This is a genomic window from Odoribacter laneus YIT 12061, from assembly GCF_000243215.1.
Lineage (GTDB): Bacteria > Bacteroidota > Bacteroidia > Bacteroidales > Marinifilaceae > Culturomica > Culturomica lanea.
Map to the genome: position 1 here is coordinate 288,339 of NZ_JH594596.1, position 19,788 is coordinate 308,126.

12 protein-coding genes are annotated in these 19,788 nt (G+C 41.9%); 9 read left to right on the plus strand and 3 right to left on the minus strand.

Annotated features, from left to right (window positions below; genetic code table 11):
- The first annotated feature begins 95 nt into the window (after positions 1-95).
- The gene (locus HMPREF9449_RS01290) at positions 96-2,219 is read left to right on the plus strand and encodes an HRDC domain-containing protein (protein ID WP_040611496.1); all 2,124 of its coding nucleotides are present in this window, start codon (positions 96-98) and stop codon (positions 2,217-2,219) included.
- A gap of 73 nt (positions 2,220-2,292) precedes the next feature.
- Positions 2,293-3,339: a DUF2776 domain-containing protein gene (locus tag HMPREF9449_RS01295; protein WP_009135416.1), complete on the plus strand. Its 1,047-nt coding sequence runs from the start codon at positions 2,293-2,295 to the stop codon at positions 3,337-3,339.
- 220 nt (positions 3,340-3,559) lie between these two features.
- Here the strand turns inward: HMPREF9449_RS01295 and HMPREF9449_RS01300 are convergent, their stop codons facing one another.
- Complete coding sequence (locus tag HMPREF9449_RS01300; protein ID WP_009135417.1) at positions 3,560-4,537, minus strand: hypothetical protein; 978 nt, start codon at positions 4,535-4,537, stop codon at positions 3,560-3,562.
- Positions 4,538-5,109: 572 nt separating this feature from the next.
- On the opposite strand from HMPREF9449_RS01300, the gene HMPREF9449_RS01305 reads away from it, so the two are divergent.
- From HMPREF9449_RS01305 to HMPREF9449_RS01320, 4 genes are all read left to right on the plus strand, one after another.
- On the plus strand, positions 5,110-6,384 hold the full coding sequence (locus HMPREF9449_RS01305) for a replication-associated recombination protein A (protein WP_009135418.1): 1,275 nt from the start codon (positions 5,110-5,112) through the stop codon (positions 6,382-6,384).
- A 93-nt stretch (positions 6,385-6,477) separates the two neighbouring features.
- Positions 6,478-7,284, plus strand: a complete 807-nt coding sequence (gene kdsA, locus HMPREF9449_RS01310; RefSeq protein WP_009135419.1) for a 3-deoxy-8-phosphooctulonate synthase — start codon at positions 6,478-6,480, stop codon at positions 7,282-7,284.
- Positions 7,285-7,400: 116 nt separating this feature from the next.
- Complete coding sequence (locus HMPREF9449_RS01315; protein WP_009135420.1) at positions 7,401-10,523, plus strand: SusC/RagA family TonB-linked outer membrane protein; 3,123 nt, start codon at positions 7,401-7,403, stop codon at positions 10,521-10,523.
- 6 nt (positions 10,524-10,529) lie between these two features.
- Complete coding sequence (locus HMPREF9449_RS01320) at positions 10,530-12,149, plus strand: SusD/RagB family nutrient-binding outer membrane lipoprotein (protein ID WP_009135421.1); 1,620 nt, start codon at positions 10,530-10,532, stop codon at positions 12,147-12,149.
- A 229-nt stretch (positions 12,150-12,378) separates the two neighbouring features.
- Here the strand turns inward: HMPREF9449_RS01320 and HMPREF9449_RS01325 are convergent, their stop codons facing one another.
- The gene (locus tag HMPREF9449_RS01325; RefSeq protein ID WP_009135422.1) at positions 12,379-12,999 is read right to left on the minus strand and encodes a WbqC family protein; all 621 of its coding nucleotides are present in this window, start codon (positions 12,997-12,999) and stop codon (positions 12,379-12,381) included.
- 11 nt (positions 13,000-13,010) lie between these two features.
- Complete coding sequence (locus HMPREF9449_RS01330) at positions 13,011-15,479, minus strand: endonuclease MutS2 (RefSeq protein ID WP_009135423.1); 2,469 nt, start codon at positions 15,477-15,479, stop codon at positions 13,011-13,013.
- 274 nt (positions 15,480-15,753) lie between these two features.
- On the opposite strand from HMPREF9449_RS01330, the gene HMPREF9449_RS01335 reads away from it, so the two are divergent.
- From HMPREF9449_RS01335 to HMPREF9449_RS01345, 3 genes are all read left to right on the plus strand, one after another.
- The gene (locus HMPREF9449_RS01335; protein WP_009135424.1) at positions 15,754-17,691 is read left to right on the plus strand and encodes a fimbrillin family protein; all 1,938 of its coding nucleotides are present in this window, start codon (positions 15,754-15,756) and stop codon (positions 17,689-17,691) included.
- A gap of 144 nt (positions 17,692-17,835) precedes the next feature.
- Positions 17,836-18,747 (plus strand): fimbrillin family protein, encoded by a 912-nt coding sequence (locus HMPREF9449_RS01340; RefSeq protein ID WP_009135425.1) that lies wholly within the window; start codon positions 17,836-17,838, stop codon positions 18,745-18,747.
- A 34-nt stretch (positions 18,748-18,781) separates the two neighbouring features.
- The gene (locus HMPREF9449_RS01345) at positions 18,782-19,744 is read left to right on the plus strand and encodes a fimbrillin family protein (protein ID WP_009135426.1); all 963 of its coding nucleotides are present in this window, start codon (positions 18,782-18,784) and stop codon (positions 19,742-19,744) included.
- Positions 19,745-19,788 lie beyond the last annotated feature (44 nt).

Here is a 19,788-nt window from a genome sequence, read left to right on the forward strand (position 1 = left end):
TGGAGGTAAGAGAGAACTTTCCGGGCATTTTTATTTCATCGTTTTTCGGAAAAAATGCTGTACCTTTGTTGTATGACAATAGGTGCGGGTTTATTATGGAAACGAATGTGCAATTGGAATTAGCGTATAATTTTCTGCAATATACGGGAGTAAATGTCTTTTTGACGGGAAAAGCCGGTACGGGGAAAACGACTTTTTTACATCGATTGAAAAGATTGTCTCCTAAGCGGATGATTGTGCTCGCTCCTACCGGAGTTGCTGCTATTAATGCCGGGGGGGTAACAATTCATTCTTTTTTTCAACTTCCTTTCGGTCCTTATAGAGCACCCCTTACGAATGAATTGCCGGAGACGAAAGAGCGTTTTACCAACAAATTCAGTAAAGAGAAAATCGATATTATTCGTAGTCTGGATTTATTGGTGATTGACGAGATTAGTATGGTCAGAGCGGATTTGCTGGATGCTGTTCACGATGTCCTGTGCCGCTACAGAGATAAAACTCGTCCTTTCGGAGGGGTGCAATTATTGATGATAGGGGATTTACAGCAATTGGCACCTATTGTAAAGGAGGAAGAATGGAGTTTATTAAGGACCTATTATAAGTCGCCTTTCTTTTTCAACAGCCTGGCTTTGCAGCAAACCTCTTATGTGAGCATTGAATTAACTCAGGTTTACCGGCAATGTGATGGGGAGTTTATACGCTTATTGAATGCAATACGGGGAAACTGTGCTGATCAGACGGTTTTCGATTTACTGAATCGTCGTTATATACCTGGTTTTAAGCCCGGAAAAGAAGAAGGATATATTACGCTTACGACTCACAATGCCCAGGCTCAGTTGATCAATAGCCGGGAACTGGAAGAGATCCCGGCATCTGCTTATTCCTTTCTGGCAGAAGTAAAAGATAATTTTCCGGCTTATGCTTTTCCTACGGAGGAACGTTTAGTATTGAAAAAAGGAGCTCAGGTCATGTTTGTGAAGAATGATTCTTCTCAGGAGAAGCGTTATTACAATGGGAAAATCGGTAAAATTACAGCAATAGGCGCGGAACGGATCCGGGTAAAATGTGCAGATGACCGGGAGGAAATAGAAGTAGGAAAAGAGGAATGGACCAATACAAAATATACGATTGATCCGGAGACGAAAGAAATTACTGAAACGATAGAAGGGGTTTTCCGGCAATACCCTTTAAAAACGGCTTGGGCCATTACAATTCATAAAAGTCAGGGATTAACTTTTGAACGGGCCATTATTGACGCTGGAGCTGCTTTTACGCACGGACAGGTTTATGTTGCCCTTAGTCGCTGTAAAACCTTGGAAGGATTGGTGCTGAGTTCTCCTTTGAAAAACAATGTTTTGATCAGCGACCGGACGGTGGAAAGTTTTACCGAAAGGGTGGGGAAGAGTCAACCGGATGCGATTGATTTGGAAAAGGCCCGTCTTCAATATTATACGGAATTGGTGACGGATTTATTCGATTTTACGCTTTTGTGGAAGCGTTTACAGAGAGTTGCTTGGGTTTTCGGAGAACATTTGGGTAAATTGTATCCCGAATGGACTGCTCGTTATCGTCAGGCCAGGGAAAATTGTTTTTCGGAAATCGTCTCTGTCGGTGAGAAATTTAAAATACAGTTGACACGGTTGATTGCAGCCAGTGAAAATGCCGAGCAGGATAAACGGATCAGGGAAAGAATTAGTAAAGGAGTGATTTATTTTTCCGAAAAATTACAGACGATCGTATTGGATTTGTTGGAAAATTCCGTTTTAGAAATAGATAATAAAGAAGTACGTAAAATCGCCGAGGAAGCTTTGGGACGTTTGCAACGGGAAGCTGCTGTCAAACAGGAGACTTTGACCGCTGCGGAAAATGGTTTTTCTGTGAAAAGCTATCTGGCGGCGCGTTCCCGGGCAATGCTGGAAAAACCTAGGATAAAAATGCGGAAGAGTACCGATAAAATAGATATTTCCGCAGATATCGGGCATCCTGAATTATACAATCGTTTACGGCATTGGCGGAAAGAGGAGGCGGACAGGCTGAAATTGCCGGTTTATACCATTATGCAACAGAAAGCGCTTTTGGGAGTAGCCAATACCTTACCGACGAGTGGAAAAGAATTATTAAAAATTCCGGGTATCGGAAAAAAGGTAATGGAAAAATACGGGAAAAAACTATTGGAAATTGTAGATGAATTCAGGTTGGGTATAAACGAGCCGGAGTAAGATATTGAACTTTTTGTATAAGATACCGTATATTAAGGGTAATTACAAATTTACAACCTTTAATATTGAGAATATGAATTATGGTATCAGTGTTTTATTCCGGGCAATTCCGGTAGTAATGGCCTTCATTTGTTTTTTTCTGGGAGGTTTTATTTTTTTATATGGGAATGATGCCGCAAGGGACGTAGCGGGGCCTGTGGTATTCTTTTTAGGGGCCATATGTTTGGCTTTGTACGCTACGGCAGCTACCATTATCCGTCAATTGATTCATAAATTTCACCCTTTCCTCAAGTACCTTATTCCGGGTTTTGGATATTTGGTGGCATTAGTGACGATTGGCTGTGGAATATGGATTTTCAGTCAGGGTACTTCCGGTTTTATTGTCTCCGGGCATGTGGTATGCGGAGTGGGATTGATTGCATGTTGTGTCTCAACGGCTGCAACTTCTTCTACAAAATTTTATTTGATTCCTCAGAATTCGAGTTCCGGGAGTTTGGCTTTGAATAAAGAAGGTTTTTCAGGATTTACCGAAAAAATTCTGATTCTGTTGACAGTCATCTTTTCTATTATCGCTTGGGTTTGGTGTATTATTTTGCTTTCTCGTATAGCAGAAGGGGCAGAATATTTTGTTGCCGGTACGGTAATGGGTGGCCTGGCTTGTATTTGTAGCAGCTTGATAGCCCTTGTGGCCAGTATTTCCCGGCAGATTCGCAACGATTACGGAGAAAAAGATCGTAGTTTTTGGCCGAAATTAGTTTTTTTCTTTGGTACAGTCTGTATTCTTTGGGGATTGGTCGTTATTTTGACGATGATCGGAAATGTAGCAAACACAACTGGATTTATAATGATTGGCTTGGGATTGGTCTGTTTTAGTATTTCCAGTAAAGTATTGTTGTTAGCTAAAGTTTGGAGACAAGGATACGCCTTGGCGAACCGGATTCCCTTGATTCCTGTGATTACGGCACTTTTGTGTTTATTTATGGGGGCTTTTCTCTTTGAGGAAGGTATTCTGGATAATGCTTTTTTTGTACCGGCACGGGTATTGGTTGGCTTGGGAGCCATTTGCTTCTGTCTTTTCTCTATAGTGAGTATATTGGAGAGCGGAACTTCAAAAAAATAAGGGAAAAGCTTGTTCCCTTTTAGGAGTAAATACATACTTTTTATTTACGGAGTAAAGGATTCCTATCAGGCAACACAAAATTGATAAATCAACAGAAGGAAATAATTACACATTAGGGACGTGCCCTAATGTGTAAAATCAGAGAGATTCGGATAAAATCGATGGGGGGACTTAAAATAGCAAAAAAGGTCCGTCCCTCTGGAGCTTTTATTTTTCTCCTTTAAGCTCCCCAACCGGTCGTGTTCCAATTAACCGGCACATATTCCACCCATCTTTCGCCTTTTGCATTTGTCCGGATAATGCTTTTCTTTTGGGCCCTATGCAATCCGCTCATATTTGATACAAGAGGAGTCAGCAGGAATAGGACAGCAAAGGCACAAATCAGCAGGATAAATCCCATTGTGAAAATGAGGGATGTCAGATAGATCAAAACGATCATGGTGAGTGGGACATAAACGATCATCAGGCAGCAAAGCAGAGGGTGTTTGTAAGTCTGGACGATAACGAGCACCGTTTGTACCAATATCGCTAATCCATAGAGAATCCCACTTCCTTGTTCCAGGATAGGCTGGATATGCTGGAGTTGTTCGTTGTTTACCACGAACGACAATACTATGAATGTAATGAAAATCAAACCGATCAGTATCAAAGGGGACAGGTAAAGGAGGGGCATTTTTAACTCCAGCATTTCTTTGAAGGTGGCAGTAGAAAAATAAAATGCAGCCAGTACAAATAAAGTGGATATCAGCAGGACAAAGAAATAGAGGATTTTATCCCAAGAAAAACTGAACGTGGCGAAAGCATGTACACAACTATATTGCGGGTCGTCTAGGGCTGCATATAGCAGTAAGGCAAATTCCCAGCCAATCAGAATCAACCACCAGATGGTCATGGAAAGACGGTTAAACCAACCTTTTTTAACGATCAGTAAAACCATAATCAGAGAGAGCAAGGTTAGGCCACAGACTGACCAGACCGTCCAGAGTGCTCCGCGAATACCTTTCCAAGTAGATTGGGAGATTTTCTGACTCAATGGCAAGAGCGGATTCAGACGCGCATATTGATGGGTAGTCGAGTCCTTTGTAGAGAGGATTGTTTCTTTTGTCTGCTTAGCTCCGGAGGGATGATTTTTTGCATCACCCATCGATGGGAGAAGGAAAAAAAGTGTGAGGAGAAAGAAAAATACTTTTGTTGACATAGGTATCAATTTAGGTGTTTTTACAAATATACTCATTTATATGCAAAAAGAAACAAAAATGTTTATTTTGTCATATTTTTGCATATAGAGGAAGTTGGTGTTGTGAATTTTTTCGGTTAAGGTTTTCCCTTATAGTCGTCAAATTATCTGAGGGAGAAACATATCGGGGGTAAAAAAGTAACTGATTCGTGGAAAAGAGGATAAGTAATAAGAAGGGCTTACACTTCTGTAGAGAGGAGGAATATCGGGAAGACAGAATGATTAAATTCTCTCAGGGGAATACCCCTTGGAAAAAAATACTTCTCGTTGTGAACCTCATACTTTCCTGACGCCAACAACGGATCTGATTTTGAAAATTGTTGCTGTAATCGGCTTTTATGCCGAAGAAAGCGGGTTGTCGTAAGAAAAATGCGATTTATTTTCTGGGTAAAAAACGAGGTGAAACAGACATCCTTTTGTTCCGGATCCTACCTTCCCCCGTCTCCGGAAACTATTAAAAAAAATAAGGGAAAAGCTTATTTCCCTTTTAGGGGTAAATCCTTATCTTTGCAAAAAGATAAGGATTTTTGGTTATGGAAAATAAGCCTTTGGCAGAACGGATGCGTCCGAAAACGTTGGATGATTATATCGGGCAGAAACATTTGGTGGGAGAAGGAAAAGTTCTGCGTAAAATGATAGAATCAGGGGTTGTCTCTTCTTTTATTCTATGGGGACCTCCGGGGGTAGGGAAGACGACTTTAGCCATGATTATTGCAGAGCAGTTGGAGAGGCCTTTTTACGTATTGAGTGCCGTCAGTTCCGGTGTCAAGGATGTGAGAGAAGTCATCCAGAAAGCTGAAAGCCAGCGTTTTTTCAATACGCCTAATCCTATTTTGTTTATAGATGAAATACATCGATTTTCCAAAGCCCAGCAAGATTCTTTGCTGGCGGCTGTAGAAAAAGGAACGGTGACATTGATTGGTGCTACTACGGAAAATCCTTCCTTTGAGGTGATTTCTCCGCTTTTATCGCGCTGTCAGGTTTATGTACTGAAAGCTCAGGAGAAAGCGGATCTGGAAGAATTGATCGATAAGGCCCTGACAAAAGATTTTTATCTGAAAGAGAAAAATATTCTGGTAAAGGAGAAAGAAGCTTTAATCTCTTTTAGCGGAGGGGATGCCCGAAAGCTACTGAATATTCTGGAACTGGTTGTAAATGCTCAGACGGGCGACCCAATTGTCGTGGACAATGAGACGGTACGGAAAGAACTTCAGGAAAACCCGTTGATGTATGATAAGGACGGGGAACAGCATTACGATATTATTTCCGCCATGATAAAATCTATCCGGGGAAGCGATCCGAATGCGGCTCTTTATTATATGGCCAGAATGCTGGAGGGAGGGGAAGATCCTAAATTTATTGCCCGGCGTTTAATTATCTCTGCTTCGGAAGATATCGGACTGGCTAATCCGAATGCCATGTTAATTGCCAATGCTTGTTTTGAAGCTGTACATAAAATTGGAATGCCGGAGGCCCGGATTCCTTTGGCTGAATGTTTGATTTATCTGGCTACTTCTCCTAAAAGTAATTCAGCTTATCTGGCTATTAATCGGGCGATGGAGGTGGTAAAAAAGACAGCTAATGTCGCTGTCCCCCTTTATTTGAGAAATGCGCCGACCAAGTTGATGAAAGAGTTAAATTACGGAAAAGATTATAAATATGCACATGATTTTCCCGGGAATTTTGTCGATCAGGAATACATGCCGGAAGAGCTGAAAAATACAGTACTTTATTATCCCCAAAACAATGCGCAGGAAATAAAGATTTTCGAGCGGTTGAAAAATTGGTGGAAGCGAAAGTATAAATGAGGATAGTTCCGTACCCAGGAGGGTGGAGTAAAAAATGGTGTGGATGTGCAGGAGAAACAAAAAATTTTGAAGGAATAATTTAAGCTAAATCATATGAAATTAATCGAGGAAATTAAGAATTCGGAAATGTTCTTTTTATTAGCAGGACCTTGTGTGATTGAGGGGGAGGAAATGGCGTTGCGGATAGCGGAACACATAAAGGAAATAACAGACCGTTTGAAAATACCTTATGTATTTAAAGGGTCTTTTAAAAAAGCGAATCGCTCGCGTTTGGATTCTTTTACCGGTATAGGAGATGAGAAGGCTCTGAAGATATTGTCGAAGGTGAGAAAAGAATTCGGAATTCCGGTTGTGACGGATATTCATTCTCCGGAAGATGCTCTAAAAGCTGCAGAGTATGTGGATGTATTGCAAATTCCTGCTTTTTTATGCCGCCAGACGGATTTATTGGTGGCTGCCGCTAAAACCGGAAAAGTAGTCAATGTAAAGAAAGGACAATTTCTTTCTCCTGAAGCGATGCGTTTTACTGTGGAGAAAGTGAGGGAGTCACAGAATCCGAATGTGATGGTGACGGAGCGGGGGACAACTTTCGGTTATCAGGATTTAGTAGTGGATTACCGGGGGATACGGATTATGCAACAAGAATGCCGTTGTCCCGTGGTTTTGGATGTAACCCATTCTCTTCAACAGCCGAATCAGAGTAGTGGGGTGACAGGAGGACAACCGGAATTGATAGAAACGATAGCTAAGGCGGGTATAGCCGTCGGAGCGGATGGTATATTTATCGAAACCCATATGGAACCTGCCCAGGCAAAATCAGACGGTGCTAATATGTTGCGGTTGGACTTAGTGGAAGGGTTACTGGAAAAATTAGTGAGGATTCGGAAGGCTATTTTGTAAACCGTAAAAAAGTTTAAAAAACAAAATTTTTAGATAAAATAATTTATTAATCGTTTTCTTTGTAACATAAATCTCTGTATGGGAATAGTGAGAAACCTTTTGATAAATTATAGGACATGAGTATAAAAGCGATCGGGTTTGTTGGTATAGGACTGTTTCTTTCTTTTTTTTGTGCTTTGGGAAAAGAATCGTCTCCTTTCTTTTCTACAGACCGGAAAGAAAAGGATTCGCTTTTTGTAGGGAAGGGAACGCTTCCGGTCAGGTTACAGGGTATTGTAACAAACCGGAAGGGAGAGGCTTTGCCGGGAGCTACGGTTTTAGAGAAAAAGACAGGGCGTGGGACGAGTACTGACATATATGGCCGTTTTGAATTAGATGCGGCTATGGGAAATGAGGTGGTTGTATCTTTTATAGGGTATGCTTCCCAGGCCTTTGTTTGTACGGACTCATCGGTTTTGCAAATTATTTTAGAGGAAGAGTCGCTTTTATTGGAGGATATCTTGGTGACCGCTTTGGGGATTCGTAAAAAAGAGACTTCTCTGGTGTATGCTGCTACAGAAATTAAAGGGGATGAAATCGTAAGGGTCAAAGATCCGAATCTGATTGTTGCACTTATGGGGAAAATTGCCGGTATGCAGATTCATAAGAGTTCTTCCGGGCCGGGAGGATCGGCCCAGGTGTTGTTGAGAGGATCCCGTTCTGCGGCCGGAAATAATCAACCTTTATATGTGATAGATGGAGTGCCTATGTTAAATTCCGGAGGAGAACAACCATACACGGCTATCGGGGGAGTGGCTGACGGCGGAAACCGGGATGGAGGAGATGGTATCTCTAATTTAAATCCGGAAGATATAAAAAGTATAAGTATATTGAAAGGCGCTCCTGCAGCTGCCTTATATGGAACGCAGGCGGCGAACGGAGTGATTCTGATTACTACTAAAAAAGGACAGGCGGGCAAGCAAGAGGTTACTTTTTCTTCTCATTTCCTGTTTGAAAAAGCGATATCTCTGCCGAAATTCCAGAATGCTTATGGGGTAAGTGATGGAATTGAGAGTTGGGGAGAACGAACGGTTACCAAAGCTTACGATCATGCCGGAGATTTTTTCCGCAGGGGGTATACCGCTATTCATACTTTTACGATTTCGGGGGGAAATGAGAAACAGCAGACTTATTTCTCCTATGCGAATACGAGTTCGAAAGGGATTGTTCCGCATAATCGTTTGAGCCGTCATAATTTTAATCTCCGGGAGACAGCTGAATTTTATCAAGGACGGTTAAAGCTGGACGGGAATATCAGTTTGATCCGGCAGATGGTGAAAAACCGGCCGGTACCGGGAGGATTTTATATGAATCCGCTGGTCGGCTTGTATCGTTTTCCCCGGGGAATGGATATGACAGAATACCGGGAGCATTTTGAGGTATTCAATCCGGACCGGAATCTGATGGAGCAAAATTGGCATTCCTCTACGGAGGATTTTGAACAAAATCCCTATTGGGTCATTCATCGTGTACTGAGTAAAGATCAGAGGAACCGCGTGATGGCTTCTTTAGCTTTGCAATTGAAGTTCACAGATTGGCTTCGCTTGGAAGCCCGGGGGAATGTGGATTACTTATCGGATAAATTCAGGGAAAAATTCTATGCTTCTACAGCGCCGGCTTTGGCAGGAATAAACGGCAGATATATCGATTCTGAATATCAGCAAACCTTGTTCTACGGCGACGTATTGATGAAGGGCGAACGGAAATGGAAGTTATTTTCATTGCAATTTGCTGTCGGGGCGAGTATGAATGACAATACCGTCAATGCACTCCGTTACGATTCAAAAACGGCTTCTTTAAAATATCCCAATGTGTTTACGGTGGCTAATATCAATATGAATAGTTCTGCTTATATAGAAGAGAAGAAGGAAGCTCAGCGGCAGATGCAATCGGTTTTCGGTACTTTTCAGTTGGGATACAGGGATTTAGTATATTTGGATGTGACAGCCCGTAATGACTGGTCGTCTACTCTTGCTTACACTACTCATGAAAAGAGCGGCTTTTTTTATCCTTCTGTCGGTATGTCGTGGATACTATCCCGGACGATAAAGATGCCGGCCTGGGTTTCGTTGGGAAAAATCCGGGCAGTCTGGAGTCAGGTTGGAAATGATATTCCGCTTTACATCACTTGTCCGACTGCTTCCATATCAGCAGGTGGAGAGGTGCAGATGCCGGATGCGGCTCCTTTTGAAGATATGAAACCGGAAATGAATACTTCTTTTGAAACGGGAACGGAATGGAAGTTTTGGGAAAACCGCTTGAATCTTAGCTTTACTTGGTATATCAGTCATACCCGCAATCAATTTTTTAAACTTCCGGCAAAAACAGGAGATACTTATGCTTACCGGTATGTAAATGCTGGAAATGTGCGTAACAAGGGAATCGAATTAAGCCTGGAGGCTTGGCTTGTAAATAAATCGGCTTTTAGCTGGAAAACAGGGATAAATTATGCGATGAACCGGAATAAAGTATTGCGTTTACACGAAGAACTTCCTGTTTTTATTTACGGTCCTTACGGTTTTTCTTCCAGTTATGCCCTGAAGTTGGTAAAAGGAGGTTCTTTCGGGGATATATATGGGAAAGCATTTCTCCGGGATGAAAACGGAGAAATTCTCTATGAGACCGCAGGGGAAAAAGCAGGTTTGCCTAAAATATACGGAGAAGGGAATACCGTTAAAGTCGGGAATGCGAATCCCCGTTATACATGGAGTTGGCAGAATACATGGAGTTGGAAAGGATTGTCATTGTATATGCTGATAGACAGTAGAGTGGGGGGGGAAGTCTTGTCTCAGACCCAGGCCGATATGGACCTGTTCGGGGTGACGAAGGCTACGGCAGAGGATCGTGACAGAGGATACGTGGAGCTGGAGGGGAGGAAAATCACCCGGGTGAAAGAATTTTATAAACTGGTTGTCGGTGGCCGTGCGGGAGTGACGGAATATTATATTTACGATGCTACTAATGTTCGCTTGAGGGAGCTCTCTCTGACCTATGCTTTGCCGGAGAGGTGGATGCAAAAGACAGGCATATTTCAGAATGTTCATTTTTCAGTCATGGCCCGGAATTTATTTTTTATCTATAAAAAGGCTCCTTTTGATCCGGATTTGGTCCTTTCTACAGGAAACGATAATCAGGCGATCGATTCTTATGGCATGCCTACTACCCGGAGTATCGGTTTTTATGTTCGTTGTACTTTTTAGAAAAAGATGTATAGGTTTTATTTATATATAATCTTAGGATGTTGTATCGCTTGTACCGGTAATTTTCGGGATATGAATCGGGACAAAGCCGGTATAACGGAAGAAGAGATGCAGATTGATTTCAATCAGTTGGGCTTTCCTTTGGGGGTTATTCAACAAGGCATTTATTTCAATTATGATTACGGGAAAGGGAAAAACTGGCCCTACCAGATTATGCAAAATCTGAGTGCGGATATGTTTAGCGGCTATATGCATGATTATAAACCACTGAATGGGGGGAGTCACAATTCGGACTATAATTTACAGGACGGTTGGAATGGTACTTTTTGGGAGAATACTTATGCATACATCTTCCCTCAGATCAAGAAGTCGGAAGATGCTTGCCGGGATACCTTCCCCGATTTTTATGCAGTAACGAAGATCTTGAAAGTATTTACAATGCACAGAGTGTCGGATTATTATGGTCCTATCGTTTACCGTCATTTCGGCGAAAGCCAGTCAGCCTATCAGCCCGATACGCAACAGGAGGCCTATTACGCTTTTTTTCAGGATCTGGATACGGCTGTGTATTTACTGGCTTGTTATATAGAAGAAAATCCGGGGGAATGCCGGTTTGCGAAATTCGATTTGTTGACGGACGGCACTTGTGAAGGTTGGATAAAAATGGCCAATTCCCTCCGGCTTCGGTTGGCTGTTCGCCTGGCTGTGGCAGATCCGGAAAAAGCCCGGAAAGAATGTGAGAAGGCTTTGGAAAATAAATATGGGGTATTGGAAGATCCCGGAGAAGTAATTGTGGTATCTACCCGGGAGGGCTATGTCAATCCTTTAGGAGAAATTAATAAAGTATGGGGAGAGGTTTTTTTAAATGCTTCTATGGAATCTATTTTAAACGGCTATCGGGATCCGCGTCGTGAAAAATTTTTCAGTCCTTGCCCGGAGGATGTCGTTTTGACAGATCGGGCGGGGAGAGATTCCGTTGTGGTGCCTTTAAAGGGACAATACCGGGGCATCCGGCAGGGAACTCTTTTTTCTCATACCTATTATGCTTCTCATTCCCGGATATATGTCTCCCAGTCGACGGCTCCGATTTTAATGACAGCTGCGGAAATGTGGTTTCTCCGGGCTGAGGCTGCTTTAAGGGGATGGACGGGAGAGAATGCGGAAGATTGTTACCGTAAAGGTGTAAAAGTTTCTTTTTCCCAATGGGGGGTACCCGATGCCGAAGACTATTTAATGAGTGATAATACAGGAGCTGATTACGAAGATGTTTACACTCCTTCCAATTGTATTGCAGCCCGCTGTAAGGTTTCTCCCCGCTGGGAAGCGGATGAAAATGCTGAAGTAAAGTTAGAGAAGATCATTACACAGAAATGGCTGGCTGTTTTTCCTGAAGGCTGTGAGGCCTGGGCAGAACAGAGGCGTACGGGATATCCCCGTCTTTTTCCCGTGAAATATAATAATAGTAAAAATGCTTCTATCGATACAGAAATCATGATCCGTCGGTTGAATTTTCCCGTCAGTTTACAGGATTCCGACCTTAGTCTGTATCAGGCCTTATGTAGGGCTTTGGGCGCAGAGGATAACGGAGGGACGCGTTTGTGGTGGGATACAGGACGGAATTTTTAAATGAAAAATGCTTCCTTTTCCCCGGCTATCGAATTTATTGGCGGATTATTCTCAAGCAATAGAGGGTCCGGAAACATTTTTCTGAGTTAAAGAGTTATCAAGTTGAGCGTATTGAAATATACGATTGTTTAACTATCCGGGAATTGTTTTTCGTATATGGAGAAAGAGTGCCCCATGTGACAGGAAAATTATATAAAATACGTTAAAGGTATTTTTTCGGCTATATAAACTATAGATAAGCCGGGGCTTCCGGACCGGTATTGAATAATAAATCGAGAATACTTAAGTTTGGTACAAAGGGAAAACGGTCGTTAAAAGTTTGAGTATAAGGACGGCAGATAAAATTGCTGTCTTCTGCTTTACAGCGGCTGGGCTTGGGGTGAATAATTTCCCGGTAATCGCAGAAACCGGCAGGTGAGGTGATGTAATCGGCGGTGCATTGGATGGTTCGTTTTAAAGACAATAAAGAAAGAAGGGTGTCCAGTATCCGGTTGTTCAAATCCAGCAGGTATTTTTCCTGGGATTCAAAAAAAACGGATAAATCTTCTGTATAATAATCGTAAAAAGGCGAATTTTTGTAGGCCGATTCAATACTTTTGAAATGTAATTTTTGCCATTTACAGGAATAATCGATTTGGGCTTCTTTTGTCAGAAATTTTTGGCCGTCTTTTTTCTTGACTGGCACCACCAATGGCATTATTCCGTTTGCGAATTGAATTCTGCACCGGTTCCGGTAACTTTGTTTTCCATAGTTTTCGTATTGTTCAATACAAAACTGTTCGTGCTCCTTTATTTTGGAAAAATACTGTATAGGCGGGAAGTAGGCGGTATTTAAAAGCAATATACTCATAGGGTTGATTTTTAAATATCCAGTTTTACGACGGTAATGCCGGCTCCGCCCAATTGTACCTGTTCGTCCGCATAAGAGCCGACGAGAGGATTGGTACTGAGAAACTGACGGATGATTTGTCTCAAAGCTCCGGTGCCGGTCCCATGTAAAATACGGAGATTTTTAGAATCGAGCATGACGGCCTCATCCAGAAAGTCTGTCACTTTTTGTAAGGCTTCTTCTCCCCGCATTCCTCTTACGTCAATTTCCGGTTTGAATAACAATCGCTTTTGACTGATATTTTCCCGGAAATCCGGATATACAGAAGGAGAAGAGGTTCGTATTTGCTTTTTTACTTGATTGGCAGATACTTTTTCTAATTTATCCACACTTACGTTCGTTCGGATATTGCCCAGGGCGATGACTGCATTTTTGTCCTTTATTTCCAGTATTTCGCCGACAGCCTGGTTGGGGAGTTTTACGAAATCTCCTTTTTGAAGCTGGATTTCAGCCGGCTGATGGGAAGATAAGGGGGAAGTTTGTGGGGTCTCCTTTTTTTTCCTGTTTTCCCGTTTTTTTATTTTTTCAATTTTTTGTTTCAAGCGTTTTTCTTCCTCTTCTTCTGCAAATAATTTCTGCTTTTGAGCTTCCATTTCCTCCCGGAGTTTCCGGGTTTTTTCTTTATCGGCTTGGTTTTCTCTTATTTTTCGTATTGTATTTTCAATTGTCTTGTTGGCTTCTGCTAACAACTCCTTCGCTTTTTCCTGAGCTTCTTTAATAATTTCTTTTCGTAAACGGGAAGCTTCCTGCAATTCCTGGCTGTATTTTTCCACAACTTCATCCAGGCGCTTTTCATTTTCATGAATTTTTTTTCGTTTTTCTTCCCAATACCGTTTATCCCGGGCAATATCTTTCAAATGCTTGTCGTAATGGATATGTTCTTCTCCTACTTTCGAAGCGGCTTCATCGAGAATTTCTTTGGAAAGCCCGATTTTTTTAGCGATTTCAAAAGCGAAAGAAGAACCGGGTTTTCCGATTTCCAACTGAAATAGCGGCATCATCCGGTGATTGTCGTAAAGCATTGCTCCGTTTTCGATTCCGGGAGTGGCCGAGGCAAAATGTTTCAAATTGGTGTAATGCGTCGTAATCACCCCTTTAACGTGATGATCATTTAAGGCATGCAAAATCGCTTCCGCTATGGCTCCCCCCAACATCGGTTCTGTTCCGGTTCCGAATTCATCGATCAGGACAAGGGTATCCCGGTCGCCATATCTTACAAAGTTTTTCATATTAATCAGGTGAGAACTGTAAGTACTCAGATCATTTTCCAAAGACTGTTCATCTCCGATGTCGATTAATATTTTTTTAAAAATGCCAAACCGACTGGCTTCGCTCACCGGTACAGGTAATCCGCATTGAAACATATATTGTAATAAGCCTGCAGTCTGTAAGCATACCGATTTCCCTCCTGCATTTGGGCCGGAGATCAGAATGATACGTTGTTCTTCGTTGATTTCTATGCGGAGAGGAATTAATGTTTTATCTGTGTTTTTAAAGGAGAGGTATAACAAGGGATGTCTGGCTTCATACCACAACATTTCGGGAGCGGAAGTAAAAACCGGGCTGATGGCATCCATTTCTATTCCGAAGAGGGCTTTGGCTTTCGTGTAGTCTACAAAAGCCAGGAAGTCGTATGCCGGAATAATATCTTCGATATACGGGCGAATATCGTCGGCAAACTTTCGTAAAATGCGGGTAATTTCCCTTTTTTCTTCCAATTGCAATTCCCTTATTTCGTTATTGGTTTCGATGATCTCGGTCGGTTCAATATACGAAGTTTTACCTGTGGCAGATTCGTCGTGCACAATCCCGTTGACCCGGCGTTTGTAGGCGGCTGGTACAGGAATCACCATACGTCCGTCCCGGATTGCGATAGCCGTATCCTTTTCAGCCCACCCCTCTGTTTGTGCATCTTGCAGTAAGGCTTGCATACGGCGGGAAATACCGGATTGTTTCTTTAAGATCTGACGTCGTATTTCTCCTAATTCTGAAGAAGCATTGTCTTTTATGGTGCCATGTTTGGAAACAATGGAATCCAAATGTTGTAATACGTACGGAAAAAGTTGGATCTGTCCTGCTTTAGCCGTCAACACCGGATAAGTTTCGGTTTTCCCTTGAAAAAAACGGAGAATCGCATGCAAAGATTCCAGTGAATTCTTTAAAGCGACCAGTTCCGGTATGTCTAAAAACAAACCCTCTATCCGTATTTTTGATAAAAAGGGACGGGCATCCGTATAGCGATTGTCCGGAAATTCTTCTTCCCGCATAATCCGCATAAATTCGGCTACTTCCTTTTGTGCTTCTTCAATTTGTTCTTTGCGATCGGAAAAGCACATCTGTTCTACCAAAGCTTTCCCCATTTCACTTCGGCAATTCCGACTGATTAAAGAGCGTATCTTATCGAATTTTATCTTACTTTCAAAATTTTCCGGGTATATCACGTCCTCCTCCTCTCTTGTATTTGAATTGCAAAAATAAGGGAAAACATCGAATGTCGAAAAAACCGCTTTATTAATTCTTGTAAAATAATCAGTTTAGCCTGAAATCTGAACGGCTGTCTAAGGAGGGAAAACATACTTTCGAAAAATCATTTTTCTTATTTCTTTTTATATAAGTTAAGATTTATTAACTTTGGAGATTGAGATACGATAAAAGCATCCGACAAAATCGGAAATAAGAGGTCGGTGATAAATAGAGAAACTTAAATCAGGGAAAATGAAGAATATTTTATCCGTCATCATTTTGTTTATTGCCTTCATTTCTTGTGAAAAAGGAGAGGAGCAAGCGAATACAGCTGCGAAGAGAATGCGTATAGAAGCAGGGATTACTTCCTTACATTCCCGGGTCAGCTCTTTGGAGTCGGGGGATTATGTATTTGATAAAGGGGATGAAATCGGGGTTTTTGTAGCGGCGAAAAGGCAGTTGCCTGTGAGAAAAGAAGAGACTTGGAATATTTTACATACTTATAGCGGAACGGAGTGGATAGCAGAGAAGATGCTGGCTTGGCTTTCGCAGGAGACAGGTACTCAAAACGATGTGATTGGATACTATCCTTATAAACGGGATATAGAGGATTTTTATGCTGAACCGTTTACCCTTTCGGTTTTTCAGAACACCATCACGGGTTTACAGAAAAATGATGTGATGTACGGAAAGGTTACGGCTACGAAGACCTTGTCCAATGATCCGGTTCCTTTAGAACTTTCCCATAAATTTGTACAACTCAGTTTGAATATTGCTTACGGCGATGAAGGAGACGTTGTAGCTGAAATAGAAGAGTGTAACATACGATCTGCATCTGTTGCAAAACTGGATTTGATGCGGGGGACGGTAGGAGAAGTAGGAGGAGAGATCGTCCGGATAAAACCTTATTTATATGCTTCGGCACCTGAAGGATATAAATATGCTTTTTCAGCTATATTACCCCCTCAACACATTTCCCGCAGTATGGAATTTATAGAAATAAAAATAAATAACCAGCTTTTAGTTTTTAAAACGGATATAGATTTAAAATCCGGGAAACACTATACTCTTCATTTAACGTTGAATAAAGGGAAATTGGAACTGACGGCTTTGTTTGTATCTGCCTGGGAAGGAGGAATTCGTATCACGGATAAGAATTATTCCAAGGTAAAAATGTATCAACACGGGGAAGTCATCCCTTATCAGGTAAACAGAACGATAAACCCGGTTACGTTAGTGTTTGTAGGAGACGGATTTACTACTTCCCATATGTTGGAGAATGGATATTACGATCAATGTTTGAACAAAGCAATAAGGGCTCTGATGGGAACTGCCCCTTATGCTACTTATAGCCACTATTTCAACATTTATAAGATTGCAGCTGTTTCGGAGGAGGAAGGAGCCGATAATAACTCTACGGGAGAAATGAAAAATACGTTTTTTAATGCCCAGTGGAGTGACAATTATGGTGATATGAGTTGTGATTATGATGTCGTTTTCGATTTTGTTCAACGCTATTGTCCGGATATACAAAGCGGTGCGACCGATATCGACCGGGTCGCCATTATTGTGATTGTCAATGATGCACGTTATGGCGGCATATGCTGGACCTGGGCGAGCGGCCGGTCCTATTGTATGTGTCCGGTCAGTTTCGACGGTGCTCCTATTTCCTGGAGGGGAGGATATGAAGGTACGGGCATAAATACAGGGGATTGGACAAACACGGTGGTACACGAAGGCGGAGGGCATTGCTTTGGGAAATTGTTAGATGAATATTCTACTTATCTGCAGAAATTCCCGGAAGATGTCATTACCAGCCATTATTGGTCGGTTCCTGTGGGATGGAATTTGACAGTGGATACAGATAGTATCCCTTGGCAGTCTTTCCGAGGGAAGCCGGGATATGAAAAAGTCGGACTTTACGAAGGAGGTGGCGGGTATTTTTATGGAATATGGCGTTCGGAACTGATCAGTTGTATGATTGATAATCGTTTTTATTTTAATGCTTCTTCCCGGGAATTAATTGTAAAACGAATTAAATCTTTAGCGGGTGAATCTTATTCTTTGGAAGAATTTATGAGTAAAGATTCCGATTACGATCCCACAGGAAAAGAGAACCGGACCGTTACTGCCGGTGCCCGGGTTATGCCTCCAACTGCACCTCCCGTTTTAATCCAGCGCATTCCTTAAACAAATAAAATAAAGAAAAACTTTAGGGGAATTTCTTTTTAACAAATTTCTACCTCGATTATCGTAACAAAATCTATAAATTTGTCATTATACAATTATAAAATGCAATTTTGTTTTTTTTAAGAATAATTTTAATCAAAAAGTATGAAACGTAAGCTGAAAAACAAATGGGGAGTTACTTTGTTTTTAGGTATCACTTCGCTTCTCGGGGCTTGTACTGGGGAAGGTTGTGAAACGGAAGGTCCCTCACAACCCGTAATGCAAATCTTGACCAGTGGGATTGAAACCCGTGCTGGTGTGGAAACCCAATTTGTCACGGGAGATGAGATTGGAATTTATGTCGTTAATCGGAAAGCGGAGAATGTTCCGGCTTTCATTGCGGGGCTGACGGGGAACTGGTTAGATAATGTAAAAGCGACACTGGAGTCGAACGGAATTTGGAACAGTAATTTTTCTTTGACCTGGAAGGATAAAAGTACAGTGATCGATGCTTACGCTTATTACCCTTGGGAAACGACACCTTTGAATGCCGAAATAACGGCTTGGCCGGTGAAAGTATTGACGGATCAGAGTCAGGCCAGTGCTATCCGGAAAAGTGATTTTTTATGGGCAAAGACTAATGGTATTTCCTATGCTTCGGATAATGGACGTTTGACCCTGGGATTTAAACATTGTTTTGCCAAACTGAATATTAGTATTACAGGTAGTGGCATAACCAATGGTGCCCAGGTGGTTTCTATGGAGATCAGCGGGTTAAAAACGACCGCTACCTTTAATATGAACACAGGAGAAATAAAAGAGGTGACGGGAAATGCCCAGTTGATGACTCCTTATTATACTGCTGATGCGAAGAATACAGCGGAAGTTGTTTTTATTCCCCAGACAGTAGAGGCCGGAAAATTCTTATTGTTTACGATCCAGGATTCGCAAGGCCTGAGGTCGTTTATTTATAATTTGACAGAAACTACCGTTTTTAATGCGGGAGAAGAATATGAACTTCAGTTTGAGTATACAAGTGAGAAGGGGTTGAAACCTGTTCTTTCGGTAAAAAAGTAATGGACAGAAATAACAAACAGATAAAAAGAAAGATATGAAATCAATACTATTCTATACAGGACTACTGGCAGGGACGTTTTGGGCCTGTGGTGGAGGTGGAAATGAGGAGCCTACCCCTGAACCCCCGATTCCTTCTGTGGAGAAAATAGAGATGAAAGTTGCTGTATCCGGCATTCAGGCCTGGGGAGAAATGGGTGAAAAATTCGAAGACGGACAAAATATCGGTTTGTTTGCCGTGAATCGGGAAAATGCAGGAACCAAAGCCCGGCTGACTTCTGCTTCCGGAAATCAAGTGAACAATGTAAAAAATACCTTGCAGAGTGATGGAAAGACCTGGAAGGCTGCTTCTACAATGTATTGGAAAGATGCCAATACGGTCGTCGATGCTTATGCCTATTATCCTTGGGTAAGTACTCCTTCGGGGGCGGAGGTGACCCGGTGGCCGGTAACTGTAAAGAGCGACCAGACGAAAGAGGAGGATGGGAAAGCCAGTGATTTTCTCTGGGCGCATTCAAGCGGACAGAAGGCAGGTAGTGATGGGATATTGTCTCTTGCTTTTCAGCATCTTTTGTCTAAGATTATTCTGAATATTAAGATAGAAGATGCGATAAAAGATGTTTATACAATTAATGGAGTAAAGTTTACAGCCTTACAGACAACTGCTACCTGTGATTTAAATACGGGAGATGTAACCGCTCTTCAAGAAAATAAAAGCGAAATGATTCCTTATGATAAGACGCCAGATAAGCAGAACCTGGAATTGATTGTGATTCCGCAACATATCGTTGCTGCTAAGTTTTTGAAGGTAGAGGTGAATATAGGTGAGGGGGTGATCCGTACCTTTGAATACAATCTTTCGGAAGATTTACAGGGTGAAAGAGGGAAACTGTATACTTTAGAAGTGACTGTAGAAAAAGAATCGGAACCTTTAAAACCGATAGATGTGAAAATTTCTGACTGGGTTTCAGGAGGAAATCAAGATGTAGAGACGGATTGAGAAAACAAAATCGCTTGATGAGTGAGAATTAAAAACGAATGTAG

Excerpts from the sequence above, each read along its gene's own strand:
- HMPREF9449_RS01295 (WP_009135416.1), top strand. The coding sequence starts at position 2,293 with ATGAATTATGGTATCAGTGTTTTATTCCGGGCAATTCCGGTAGTAATG.
- HMPREF9449_RS01315 (WP_009135420.1), top strand. The coding sequence starts at position 7,401 with ATGAGTATAAAAGCGATCGGGTTTGTTGGTATAGGACTGTTTCTTTCT.
- HMPREF9449_RS01320 (WP_009135421.1), top strand. The coding sequence starts at position 10,530 with ATGTATAGGTTTTATTTATATATAATCTTAGGATGTTGTATCGCTTGT.
- HMPREF9449_RS01300 (WP_009135417.1), bottom strand. The coding sequence starts at position 4,537 with ATGTCAACAAAAGTATTTTTCTTTCTCCTCACACTTTTTTTCCTTCTC.
- kdsA (WP_009135419.1), top strand. The coding sequence starts at position 6,478 with ATGAAATTAATCGAGGAAATTAAGAATTCGGAAATGTTCTTTTTATTA.
- HMPREF9449_RS01325 (WP_009135422.1), bottom strand. The coding sequence starts at position 12,999 with ATGAGTATATTGCTTTTAAATACCGCCTACTTCCCGCCTATACAGTAT.
- HMPREF9449_RS01290 (WP_040611496.1), top strand. The coding sequence starts at position 96 with ATGGAAACGAATGTGCAATTGGAATTAGCGTATAATTTTCTGCAATAT.
- HMPREF9449_RS01335 (WP_009135424.1), top strand. The coding sequence starts at position 15,754 with ATGAAGAATATTTTATCCGTCATCATTTTGTTTATTGCCTTCATTTCT.
- HMPREF9449_RS01305 (WP_009135418.1), top strand. The coding sequence starts at position 5,110 with ATGGAAAATAAGCCTTTGGCAGAACGGATGCGTCCGAAAACGTTGGAT.
- HMPREF9449_RS01340 (WP_009135425.1), top strand. The coding sequence starts at position 17,836 with ATGAAACGTAAGCTGAAAAACAAATGGGGAGTTACTTTGTTTTTAGGT.
- HMPREF9449_RS01345 (WP_009135426.1), top strand. The coding sequence starts at position 18,782 with ATGAAATCAATACTATTCTATACAGGACTACTGGCAGGGACGTTTTGG.